4 protein-coding genes are annotated in these 12,382 nt (G+C 71.4%); all 4 read left to right on the top strand.

Features of this window, described 5'->3' with window-relative positions; translation table 11 throughout:
- Window positions 1-32 precede the first annotated feature (32 nt).
- The 4 genes from DMC61_RS05735 (at window position 33) to DMC61_RS05720 (ending at window position 12,380) form a co-directional block, all read left to right on the top strand.
- Window positions 33-938: a LysR family transcriptional regulator gene (locus tag DMC61_RS05735; protein ID WP_125687427.1), complete on the top strand. Its 906-nt coding sequence runs from the start codon at window positions 33-35 to the stop codon at window positions 936-938.
- Between the two features lie 475 nt (window positions 939-1,413).
- Window positions 1,414-7,812 (top strand): type I polyketide synthase, encoded by a 6,399-nt coding sequence (locus tag DMC61_RS05730; RefSeq protein ID WP_199749930.1) that lies wholly within the window; start codon window positions 1,414-1,416, stop codon window positions 7,810-7,812.
- 36 nt (window positions 7,813-7,848) lie between these two features.
- Entirely contained in the window at window positions 7,849-12,084 is a 4,236-nt protein-coding gene (locus DMC61_RS05725; protein ID WP_233594730.1) for a beta-ketoacyl synthase N-terminal-like domain-containing protein, read from the top strand.
- Window positions 12,081-12,380, top strand: a complete 300-nt coding sequence (locus DMC61_RS05720) for an acyl carrier protein (protein ID WP_063276861.1) — start codon at window positions 12,081-12,083, stop codon at window positions 12,378-12,380. The genes DMC61_RS05725 and DMC61_RS05720 overlap by 4 nt, the downstream gene beginning before the upstream one ends.
- The last annotated feature ends 2 nt before the right edge of the window (window positions 12,381-12,382 follow it).

Below are 12,382 nucleotides of genomic sequence, written 5' to 3'. Positions count from 1 at the left end.
GGAATACCGGGGGTAGGTCATACACTTGGGCTATGACCACACCCGATCTGGACTCCCTGCGCCTGCTCGTGCTCGTGGACGAGCTCGGCAGTATCGGGCAGGCCGCGGCCAGCCTCGGGATCGCCCAGCCGTCGGCGAGCAAACGACTGTCCACAGTCGAGCGACGGCTGGGACTGGTGCTGGTCGACCGTACGCGGCGCGGTTCCGCGCTCACCCCCGACGGCCGGGTCATCGCGGGCTGGGCGCACCGCGTGCTGTCCGAACTCGACGGTCTGCTCGACGGCGCCGAAGCGCTGCGCACCCAGCACGAGGCGCATCTGCGGGTCGCCGCGAGCATGACCTTGGCCGAGTATCTGGTGCCGGGCTGGATCGGCGAGCTCAAACGCGGCGACCCCGGGCTGTACCTCGGGCTGGAGGTCACCAATTCCGATCAGGCCGCCGAGATGGCGCGAGAGGGCAAGGTCGATCTCGGGTTCGTCGAGTCGCCCGGTTCGCTGCCCGGCCTTTCGTCCCGGCGGGTGGCCACCGACCGCCTCGTCCTCGTCGTGCCCGCGAGCCATCCGTGGGCGCGCAAACGCCGCCCGGTGACCGCGGCCGAGCTGGCGATCACGCCGCTCGTGGTCCGTGAACTCGGTTCCGGGACCAGGGAGACGGTGGACGCCGCCCTGCGCAAGGCCGGGGTCGGCCCGGCGAAAACGTTGCTGGAACTGGGCTCCGCCTCCGCCGTCCGCAACGCGGTGATCGCGGGCGCCGGACCGGCGGTGATCAGCGAACTCGCCATCGCCCGCGATGTCGCCGACCGGCGGCTCGTCGCGGTCGCGGTGGACGGGGTCGACTTCGGCCGGGAGTTGCGCGCGGTGTGGCCCGCCGGGCGGCGGCTCGCCGGTCCGGCCGCGGAACTGCTGGGCATCGCCGTCCGGAATGCGAAATCCCGCTGATTCCCTTCATGTTTTCCGCGCGTGATACCGAAATTCCCGGCGCCGGGCTACCGACGATAGGGCGAACGGGAGTCGATTTCCGGAAATGGGTACGGACCACTGATTTCGGTGGTCCGACGAAAGCGGAATGGTGAACTCCGGGTAACAGGCCGGATGGCGTATCGGACGTTGGGACACCTGGTCGTTGACTGTTCTTTCCTGTAGGGGCAGGGAAAACCGGGCTTCGCGGATGTCCCGTGTGTATCCGGAAAGCTAAATTCTCGCGACGGACTTCGCGTTTCGCAGGTCGGCGTACCGCCATCCGGTTCCTGTGACCGGAAACCCTACTGTCGAGTATTGACGTGAAGCCTCGCCTGCGTTTAAGTACGCCCGGTAACCAAGTCACTCTTCCGTGTGCCGGAGGCTTCCCGTGGGTAAGTCGATTCGTGGCGCCGATGCCTCAACGTTGACCGGTACGGCGGATCTGCTCATCGCGATGCACCCTCATCGCGTGCCGTCCGCGCGGTTCACGGCCGCGGCGACGCGGGCCGGCGCGCTCGGTGTCCTGGACCTGACCAGCGGAAACCGGGCCGCCCGCGAAGAACTCGACCTGGCCGAGAGCTGGCTCGCGACCGGCTTCGGTGTCCGTGTCGCGGGACCGGCCGAGCTTCCTTCCGCGGTGCACACGGTTCTGCTCGCCGCGGGCACGCCACAGTCCACTGTGGACTTCGCGGGGCGTCGAGTGCTCGTGGAAGTCACGAGCCGGGACGAAGCCGTGCGAGCGGTCGCCGCCGGTGCGGACGGTCTCGTCGCCCGAGGCCACGAGGCGGGCGGCCGGGTCGGTGAACTCGGCACCTTCGTGTTCCTGCAGCAGTTGCTGGGCGATCCGGCGATCGGTGTCCCGGTCTGGGCGTACGGCGGGATCGGCGCGCACACCGCGGCCGCCGCCGTGGCCGGAGGCGCCGCCGGTGTCGTCCTCGACACGGCGTTCGCGCTGCTCCCCGAAGCGGAACTCCCGTCGGACGTCACCATGGCGCTGGAGGGCCTCGACGGTTCCGAGACCATTGTGGACGGTGGTGTCCGGCGGCTCCGCCGACGGCCGGTGGAGGCCGGGCAGGACGCCTTCCTGCCCGAGCGGTTCCGTGACCGCTGGGCAACCCTCCCGGCCGCGATCCAAGGCGTTCGCGCGTCGATCGCCGAGGGGCTCACCGCTTCCGCCGGCCCGTTGCCGCTCGCTCAGGGCCCGATGACCAGGGTGAGCGACCAGCCCGAATTCGCGCGGGCCGTCGCCGCCGGGGGAGCGCTGCCGTTCCTGGCCCTGGCGTTGTCCGGGCCCGCGCAGACCCGCGAGATGCTCGAAGCGACCAAGGCGGCGTTGGGCGACGCGCCCTGGGGAGTCGGTGTGCTCGGATTCGCGGCCGAAGACGTCCGGGCCGCGCAGCTTGAGGTGATCCGTGAGATCCGGCCGAGCCACGCCATCATCGCCGGTGGCCGCCCGGCGCAGGCGAAGGTGCTGGAGGACGCGGGGATCTCGACGTTCCTGCACGTCCCGTCGCCGGGATTGCTGCGCCAGTTCCTCGAAGCGGGTGCGCGCAAGTTCGTCTTCGAAGGTGCCGAATGCGGTGGGCATGTCGGGCCGAGGGCGAGTTTTCCCTTGTGGGAAGCGCAGATCGACGTGCTCCGTGACTACGCGTCCGAAGTCGAGGTGTACTTCGCCGGTGGAGTGCACGACGAGCGCTCGGCCGCGATGGTCACCGCCGCCGCGGCACCGCTGACCCGGCACGGCGCGACGGCCGGCCTGCTGATGGGCACCGCGTACCTGTTCACCGAGGAGGCCGTGCGCGCGGGCGCCGTCCTGCCGTTGTTCCAGCGCCAGATCGTCGAAGCCACCCGCACCGACCTGCTGGAGACCGCGCCGGGACACGCGACACGGTGCGTGCGTTCGGCGTTCACCACCGAGTACGCGGAGCTCAAACGCGCACTGAAGGACCAGGACGTGCCCGACCGCGAGGCCTGGGAACGGCTGGAGAAGCTCAACGTCGGACGGCTTCGCCTGGCGAGCAAGGGAATCGAGCGGGTCGGGGACGCGCTCAGCCCGGTCGACGAGGGCCGGCAGCTCGCCGAGGGCATGTTCATGGCGGGCGACGTCGCCGTGCTGCGGTCCGAGGTCACGACGATCGCCCGGTTGCACGAGGCCGTCGGTCCCGGGGCCCGGGCGTTCCTCTCCGCCCGCGCGGCCGAACTGCTGAGCGTCCCGGACGACGAGCCCGTGCCGGAACCGCTCGACATCGCCATCGTGGGGATGGCCGGTGTCTTCCCGCAGGCCGGGGACCTCTCCGCGTTCTGGGCGAACATTCTGTCCGGAGCGGACTCCGTCACCGAGGTCCCGGCCCGGCGCTGGGATCCGGCGCTCTACTACGCGCCCGACGGCGACGGCGAGAAGACGCCGTCGCACTGGGGCGGTTTCCTTCCGGAGATCCCGTTCGACCCGCTCGACCACGGGATCCCGCCCGCGTCGCTCGCGAGTATCGAACCCGTGCAGCTGCTGGCGCTGGAAGTGTCGCGGCGGGCGCTCGCCGACGCCGGATACGCCGAACGCGCCTTCGACCGGTCGCGCACGTCGGTGGTCTTCGGCGCGGAAGCCGGGAGCGACCTGTCCAACGCGATGACCTTGCGCACGGTGCTTCCGTCCTACCTCGGCGAACTCCCGGCCGACCTCGACCGCCAGTTGCCGCGCCTCACCGAGGACTCGTTCCCCGGGGTGCTCGCCAACGTCATCGCCGGCCGGGTCGCGAACCGGCTCGACCTCGGCGGCGCGAACTACACGGTCGACGCGGCGTGCGCCTCGTCCCTGACCGCCGTCGACGTCGCCTGCAAGGAACTCGTCACCGGCACCAGCGACCTCGTCCTGTGCGGCGGCGCCGATCTGCACAACGGCATCAACGACTACCTGCTGTTCTCCTCGGTGCACGCCCTCTCGCCGTCCGGCCGATCGGCCACCTTCGACAGCGACGCGGACGGGATCGCGCTGGGCGAGGGCGTCGCGTGCGTCGTCCTGAAACGGCTGGCGGACGCCGAACGCGACGGCGACCGGGTGTACGCCGTCATCAAGGGCGTCGGCAGCGCCAGCGACGGCCGGGCGCTCGGGCTCACCGCACCCCGTCCCGAAGGCCAGCACAACGCACTGACCAGGGCATACCGCAACGCCGGGATCTCACCGGCGCGGGTCGGGCTCGTCGAAGCGCACGGCACCGGCACCGTCGTCGGCGATCGCACCGAACTCGCCACCCTGACCAAGGTGTTCACCGAGGCCGGCGCCGAACCCGGCCGGTGCGCGCTCGGTTCGGTGAAATCCCAGATCGGGCACACGAAATGCGCGGCCGGGCTGGCCGGGTTGATCAAGGCGAGCCTCGCGCTGCACACCGGCGTCAAACCGCCGACGCTGCACCTGGAGAAGCCGAATCCGGCCTGGGACCCGGCGGCCAGCCCGTTCGCGTTCCACACCGAGGCCCGGCCGTGGGCCGAGACCGAACGCGTCGCCGGGGTGAGCGCCTTCGGATTCGGCGGCACGAACTTCCACGTCGTCCTCACCGCGCACGAAGGCGCCGTCCCACCCGCGAAGTCTCTCGATGATTGGCCTGCCGAGCTGTTCCTGTTCGCGGGTGACAAGGACGCTCAGGATCTCCTGGCCGCCACAGGGCAAGGTTGGCGGCTGCGGGATCTGGCGCACGCCGCGTCCCGCCGGGCGGAAAGCCGGGGCGGCCGGACGAGGTTCGCCATTCTGGCGTCCACTGTGGACGAACTTGCCGGATTGCTCCGCCGGGCCATCGCGGGGGAGCGGGACGAGAAAGCGGGCATCTTCGGTGCCGACGACGCGCCGCTGGGCGAGATCGCGTTCCTCTTCCCGGGACAGGGCAGCCAGCGCCCGGGGATGTTCGCGGAGCTGTTCGTCGCGTTCCCCGAACTGAGGCGCTATCTCGTGCGCGGCGGGAGCACCGTCGACGTCCTGTTCCCGCCCACCGCGTTCGACGAGGCCGGACGCGAGGCCCAACGTGCCCGGTTGACCGATACCCGGGCCGCGCAGCCCGCACTCGGGATCGTCGGGATCGCCGCGCACCACCTGCTGGGCACGGCCGGGGTCCGGCCTTCGATGGCGGCGGGGCACAGCTACGGCGAACTGGTCGCGCTGACCGTCGCCGGTGCGTTGAGTTCGGCTTCGCTGCTGGAACTCAGCCGGGCGCGGGCGGAGGCGATCCTCGGTGCGACCGGCACCGGCGACCCGGGAACGATGGCGGCCGTCGCCGCGAACGCCGCCGACGTCGAAGCGGTACTCACCGCCGAGAGCCTGACCGGGGCCGTGGTCACCGCCAACCGGAATTCACCGGAGCAGACGGTGATCTCCGGGCCCACGGACGCCGTCGGTGTGGCGGTGGACCGCCTGCGCGCCCGCGGGTTCGGGGCGAAATCCCTTCCGGTCGCCTGCGCGTTCCACAGCCCGTTGGTCGCCTCGGCGGAGACGGGGTTCGCCCGCGTGCTCGGCACCGTCGCGGTCAGGGAACCGGAGATCCCGGTGTGGGCCAACCGGACCGCCGCGCCCTACCCGTCCACCCCGGACGGGATCCGCGCCGGACTGGCCGCGCAGATCGGCGCGCCGGTGCGGTTCGCCGACCAGATCGAGGCCATGTACGCGGCGGGCGCCCGGACGTTCGTCGAGGCGGGCCCCGGCTCGGTCCTCACCCGGCTCGTCGGCGCCGTACTCGGCTCCCGTCCACATCGGACGGTCACCCTCGAAGGCGGTCGCCGCACCGGGATCCCCGGCTTCCTCGCCGCCTTGGCGAGGCTGGCGGTCGCCGGTGCGGACGTCCGCACCGGCCGGTTGCTCACCGGCCGCGCGGGCACGGACGCGTTGTCCGCGCGGCCGCCGAAGAAGGCGGGATGGACCGTCGACGGGCACCTCGTCCGCACCGCCGACGGCGAGATCCCCGCCACCGCCCTGCACCCAGCCCAGCGAATCCCCACGGAGGCGATCGTGACTTCCCGGCCCGGCACCGACGGCGGTGAGGCGCTCATCTCGGAGTTCCTCCGCACCAGCCGCGAGATGATCGCCGCGCAACGGGACGTCCTGCTCGGCTACCTCGGCGCCGATCAGGGTGTGCCGCCTCCCGCGCCCGTCGTCGTTCCTTCGGTACCCGAGCCCGTGCGCGTCGAGATCGCGCCCGAACGGCCGGTGTTCGACACCGTCGTCGAGGTGATCGGCGAGCGGACCGGCTATCCGGTGGACATGATCGAGCCGGACCTGGATCTCGAAGCCGATCTGAGCGTCGATTCGATCAAACGTGCCGAGATCGCCGGGGAACTCGCGACCCGGCTGGGGCTGACCGACGGCGATCCCGAGGTCCTCGCCAAGGCCCGGACGGCGGCGGAACTCGCCGACCTTCTCGGCGGCGTTCCTTCCGGTGACCGGCCTGCCGAAGAGAGCGGCGCCGTCGTCGTGGCACCGAAGCGTTATCTCATGCGGGAATTCGATCTCGCCGACGCCGCCCCGGCCGACGAGGAACTCGCCGGGCTCCGCTTCGCCGTCGTCGGTGAAGGTCAGGTCGCCGAGATGCTCGCCGCCCGGCTCGCCGGATACGGCGCCGAAACCGAACTGGTCCAGGGCGTACCGGAGGACAGCGCGGACGGCGTGTTCCACCTGTCACCGTCGTTCCCCGACGATTTCGCGCTGTACCAAGCGGTTTTGGCGCGCGGTCCGCGCTGGCTCATCGCGAACGGTCCCGCCGACGGTGCCCGCGGCTTCTTCCGGACCGTCGCCAAGGAGTACCCGGACACGGTCGCCCGCGTGGTCGAGCAGCATCCGGAATCAACTGTGGACGAACAGGTGGAGACCCTGCTCGCCGAGCTTTCCGCCGGGGACTGGGAGCCGGTCGTCGTCCGCCGCGGTGGCGCGCGGCGTGGTCTGCGGATGACCGAGGAAGGCCTCGGCCTGCTCGGCAGCACGGGCGCCGGCCCGGCCGGTGACGGGACGGCCGAGGCGGAGGCGCTCGGCCTTGACCGGGATTCGGTCGTCCTCCTGGTCGGCGGGGCGAAGGGCATCACCGCCCGGCTGGCCACCGCGCTGGCCTCGGCGTCGCGGTGCCGCATCGAACTGTTCGGCCGCACAGCTGTGCCCATCGACGGTGAGGAACCCGAGATCGCGACCGCGACGACGACGGAAGAACTGCGTGCCGCCCTGATCGGGAGCGGGCTGTCCAAACCGGCGGAGATCGAGCGGACCATCCGGCTCATCGAGTCCGAACGCGAGGTCCGCGGAACGCTGCGGCGGATCGGCGACCTCGGCAGCCCGGTGCGCTACCACTCGGTGGACATGCTCGACGCGGAGGCCGTGCACCGCGCGGTCAAAGAGATCCACGCCGAACACGGCAGGCTCGACGGCATCGTCTACGCGGCGGGCGTCATCGAGGACAAGCTGATCGCCGAGAAGGATCCGGCGTCCTTCGACCGGGTCTTCGCCACCAAGGTCGAAGGGGCGAGCACCCTGCTCGCGGCGGCGGGCGAACTGCCGGAGGCGCCGAAGTTCGCCGTCCTGTTCGGCAGTGTCGCCGCGACGCTGGGGAACCGCGGCCAAGCCGACTACGCGGCCGCGAACGACGCGCTGGAGGCGCTCGGCCACCGCTGGTCCACTGTGTACGGACGTCGCGGGCTCACCGTCCATTGGGGACCGTGGGCGCCCACCGGGGTGAACAACGGGATGGTCACCCCGGAACTGATGCGGGACTACGCCCGGCGCGGGATCGAGCTGATCGACCCCGAGGAAGGCACCTTGAGCCTGCTGCGCGAACTGGCGTGGGGCGACGCGGCCCTCACGGCCGTCACCTACACCGCGTCGGGGTGGTGACCGGTGGCCGAAACCGCCCCGATCGCGATCGTCGGGATGTCGGTACTGTTCCCGGGCGCCCCCGACCTCGACACCTACTGGCGCAACATCGTCGACGGCGTCGACGCGATCACCGAAGTCCCGGCCGACCGCTGGGATCCGGGTTTCTACCAGCCCGACGCCGAACCGCGGGCGGACCGGATCTACTGTCATCGCGGTGGGTTCGTCGGTGAACTGGCCGAAGTGGACGTCACCGGATTCGGCGTGATGCCGTCGTCGGTCCCCGGCACCGAACCAGATCAGCTGATCGCGCTGCGGGTGGCCGCGCAAGCGATCGCCGACGCGGGCGGGGAGCACCGGCTGCCCGCCGACCGGCAGCGGACCGGCGTCATCCTCGGCCGCGGCGGGTATCTGACGCCCGGTCTGGTGCGGCTCGACCAGCGGGTCCGCACGGCCACCCAGGTCGTGCGCACCCTCGGCGAACTGATGCCCGAACTCGACGGCGAGCGGCTGGAAGAACTCCGCCGGGCCTTCACGGACCGGCTCGGCCCCGAAGCCCCCGACGCCGCGATCGGGCTCGTGCCCAACCTCGCCGCCTCGCGGCTGGCGAACCGGCTCGACCTGCGCGGACCCGCGTACACGGTGGACGCCGCCTGCGCCTCCTCGCTCGTCGCCGTCGATCACGCCGTACGCGAACTGGCGAGCGGGCGGTGCGACGTAGTGCTGGCCGGTGGGGTGCACCATTGCCACGACGTCACGTTCTGGAGCGTGTTCTCGCAGCTCGGCGCGTTGTCGCGGAGCCAGCGGATCCGGCCGTTCCACCGGGACGCGGACGGGGTGCTGATCGGCGAGGGCACCGGCATCGTCGTGCTCAAACGGCTCGCGGACGCCGAACGGGACGGCGACCGGGTCTACGCCGTGGTCACCGGGACCGGCGTGGCCAGCGACGGCCGGACCGCCGGACTGTCCACTCCGGACACCGCCGGCCAGGTCCGCGCGGTGCGGCAGGCCTGGTGCGCGGCGGGGATCGACCCCGCCACGATCGGGCTGCTCGAAGCGCACGGGACCGCGACGCCGGCCGGCGACGCGGCCGAACTGGCGACGATCGCGGAGGTCTTCGGGCAGGAGGGCGAGCCGACGGCGGTGCTCGGCTCGGTCAAGTCGATGATCGGGCACACCATGCCCGCGGCGGGTGTCGCCGGACTCGTCAAGGCCGCTTTGGCGGTGTACCACGGGGTTCTGCCGCCGACCCTGCACTGCGAGCACCCGCATCCGGCACTGGCGGCGACCCGGTTCGAGACGCTCGGCGCCGCGAAGGTCTGGGAGACCGACGACCGGCGGCCGGTGCGGCGGGCGGGGGTCAACGCGTTCGGCTTCGGCGGGATCAACGCCCATGTGGTCCTGGAGCAGGCCGCGACCCGGCCCGCCGTCGAGGTCTCCGAGCCCGAGCGGGTCCTGCGGCTCTCGGCGCCGACCGTCGCCGAGATGGGCTGCCTGCTCGATCACGACGACGTCCTGAGCGAGAGTGACACCGGTCGCGGCCGGGTCCGGCTCGGGCTCGTCGACCCGACGCCCAAACGGCTGAACCTGGCCAGGAAAGTGATCGCGAAGGGCAAACCCTGGCGCGGCCGCAACGACCTCTGGTTCGTTCCGGAGCCGCTGCTCGGCGTGGGCGGGGGCAAGCTCGCGTTCGTCTTCCCCGGGTTGGAGAACGAGTTCGAGGCGCACGCCGACGACATCGCCCGGCATTTCGGTATCCGCTGGGAAACGCCGGACGTCACCATCGGCGACGTCGGCAGGCACGGCAAGGGTGTGTTCCAGCTGGGCAGGCTGCTCGACACGGCGTTGCGCGGGCTGCGCGTCACCCCGGACGCGCTCGCCGGGCACAGCCTGGGGGAGTGGACCGCCATGGCCGTCGCCGGGATCCATGCCGACACCGAGGTGGACGCGTTCCTGGCGGGCTTCGATCCCGACGCGCTCAAGGTGCCGGGGCTGGCCTTCGCGGTGATCGGCGCGGCGGCGTCCGTGGTGCGCGATGTCCTCAAAGGACAGTCCGATGTGGTCCTTTCCCACGACAACGCGCCCAATCAGGCGATGATCTGCGGGCCGGTGGAGACCGTCGACGGGTTCGTCCGAAGGTTCCGCGCGGACGGCGTGATCGCCCAGGTGCTGCCGTTCCGGTCCGGCTTCCACACCCCGATGCTCGCCCCGTATCTCGGCCCGATCCGCGAGGCCGCCGAGCGCTACACGCTGCATCCGGCGAAACTCCCCGTCTGGTCCGCCACGACCGGAAGGCCGTATCCGTCGGCCGCCGCGGAAGTACGCGACCTGTTCGTCCGGCATCTGCTGGAGCCGGTGCGGTTCCGCGGTCTCGTGGAGAACCTGTACGCGGCCGGATTCCGCGCGTTCGTGCAGACGGGCGCGGGGCAGCTCGGATCGCTGATCGGGAACACGCTGCACGACCGCGAACATCTCGTCGTCGCCGCGCATTCCGCGCACCGGCCCGGTCTCCCGCAACTGCTGCGGACCGCGACGGCCTTGTGGGCCGACGGTGCCGATCCGGCGTTCGAACTGCTGCCGGGCCAACGCGGCGCGAACCGCGGCCGGACGATCCGGCTCGACCTCGGCGGCGCGCTCGTGTCGCTCGACGAACGTGTCCGGCACGGGTTCCGCCCGTCGGGGGCCGGTACGTCCACTTTGGACAGGATCGGGCAACGGAACCCGCTGGCAGCCGAATTCTCCGGGTTGCTGGCCGACACCGCCGGCCTGGCGGCCGAACTGTTCGCCGCCAGGCCGGCGCCCCGGATCCGGCCGTTGCGCACCGAACTCCGCGTCTCCGTCGAGACGATGCCGTATCTGCTCGACCACTGCTTCTTCAAGCAGCCACCCGGCGCGGAACCCGCCGACTCGTGGCCGGTCGTGCCCGCGACGACGGTGATCGGGCACTTGATGGAGTTCGCCGAACAGGCCGCGCCGGGCCGCCGCGCGATCGCGCTGGAGGACGTCCGGCTGAACCAGTGGATCGCCGCGACCCCCGCGCTGGACGTGCCGGTGACCGTGGTGCCGCAAGGCCCTTCGCGGGCCGGTGTCTCCCTCGGCGACTACTCCAGGGCCGTCGTCGATCTGGACGCCGCGTTCCCCGCCGATCCGCCCGGGCCGTGGACGTTCCCGGCGGCCCGGGAGCGGAGGCCGGACCTGCGCGCCGAGCAGCTCTACACCGAACGCTGGATGTTCCACGGGCCGAGGTTCCAGGGAGTCGAAGAACTGGTCGCGGTGGGGGATCGCCATGTTCGCGGGGTACTGCGGACCCCCGAGGCGCCGGGGGCGCTGCTGGACAACGCCGGTCAGTTGCTCGGCTACTGGATCATGTCGCGGCTTCCCGCTCGGACCACGGTGTTCCCGGTGGGGATGCGGCGGATCCGGTTCTACGGCGAACATCCCTTACCCGGGGATCGGCTCGACTGCGTCGTCCGCATCGTGTCGGTGACCGACGCGGAACTCGAAGCGGACGTCCAGCTGAGCCGGGGCGGCCGGGTCTGGGCCGAGATCGAGGGCTGGCGCGATCGCCGGTTCGACAGCAACCCGGTGATCCGGGCGATGGACCGGCGTCCCGAACGCGCCACGCTGTCCGAGGAACGCCCGGGCGGCTGGGCGCTGGTCCGTGAGCAGTGGCCGGATCTGGCCACTCGCGAGCTGATCATGCGGAACGTGCTGGCGGGGCAGGAAAGACAGGCCTACGCCGGCCAGTCGCCGCGCCGGAGACGGGCTTGGCTGCTCGGCCGGATCGCGGCGAAGGACGCCGTCCGGCGTCTCTTGTGGACAGACGGCGCGGGCGACATCTTTCCCGCCGAGCTGCGCATCGGGAACGACTCGTCGGGGGCGCCGACCGTCTCGGGCGCCTATGGGAGAAGCCTGCCGGAGCTCACCGTCTCGATCGCCCACCGGGACGCGCTCGGCGTCGCCATCGCGCGGCGAGGCCCTTGCGGGATCGACATCGAAGCCGTCGAAGACCGGCCGGAGAGCACGGTCACCGCTGCTCTCGGCCCGGCGGAACGTGCCCTGCTCGGCGAGCCGGAAGCGTTGTGGTTCACCAGGTTCTGGGCCGCCAAGGAAGCCGTCGCGAAACGGCTCTGCACCGGTCTGCGCGGTGATCCGCGCGCTTTCACCGTCGTCGGCGCGGACGACGGGCGGCTCGTCGTGGAGGCGGGCGGTGCCCGGTATCCGGTGTGGCACACCACGATCACCACACCGGCGAAGGACTACGTCGTGGCTTGGACGGAGAACGAAGAATGACCACCGAAACCGTGGCGGCCGGGACCGTACTGGCCGACCTCACCGTGATGCTGCGCGAACTGCTCGAGGAGTACGGGCTGGACGACGCCGAGATCGGCCGGGACACGAAGTTCCACGACGACCTCGAACTGGAGAGCATCGACCTCGTGACGCTGTCCGGGCGGCTGCGCGACCACTACGGCGACAAGGTCAACTTCGCCGAGTTCATCGCGGACCGCGAACTGGACGAGATCATCGCGCTGACCGTCGGCGAACTGGTCGACCACGTGGTCGCGTCCCTGGCGGGGAAGGCCTGACC

Origin of the sequence: Amycolatopsis sp. WAC 04169 (genome assembly GCF_003947535.1) — a bacterium.
In the GTDB taxonomy this organism is placed as follows: domain Bacteria; phylum Actinomycetota; class Actinomycetes; order Mycobacteriales; family Pseudonocardiaceae; genus Amycolatopsis; species Amycolatopsis keratiniphila.
The sequence above is the reverse complement of the archived record's forward strand: the minus strand, read 5'-3'. Positions and strand labels throughout refer to the sequence as shown.

Coding starts and splice junctions, on each gene's coding strand:
- DMC61_RS05735 (WP_125687427.1), top strand. CDS start 33: ATGACCACACCCGATCTGGACTCCCTGCGCCTGCTCGTGCTCGTGGAC.
- DMC61_RS05730 (WP_199749930.1), top strand. CDS start 1,414: ATGCACCCTCATCGCGTGCCGTCCGCGCGGTTCACGGCCGCGGCGACG.
- DMC61_RS05725 (WP_233594730.1), top strand. CDS start 7,849: ATGTCGGTACTGTTCCCGGGCGCCCCCGACCTCGACACCTACTGGCGC.
- DMC61_RS05720 (WP_063276861.1), top strand. CDS start 12,081: ATGACCACCGAAACCGTGGCGGCCGGGACCGTACTGGCCGACCTCACC.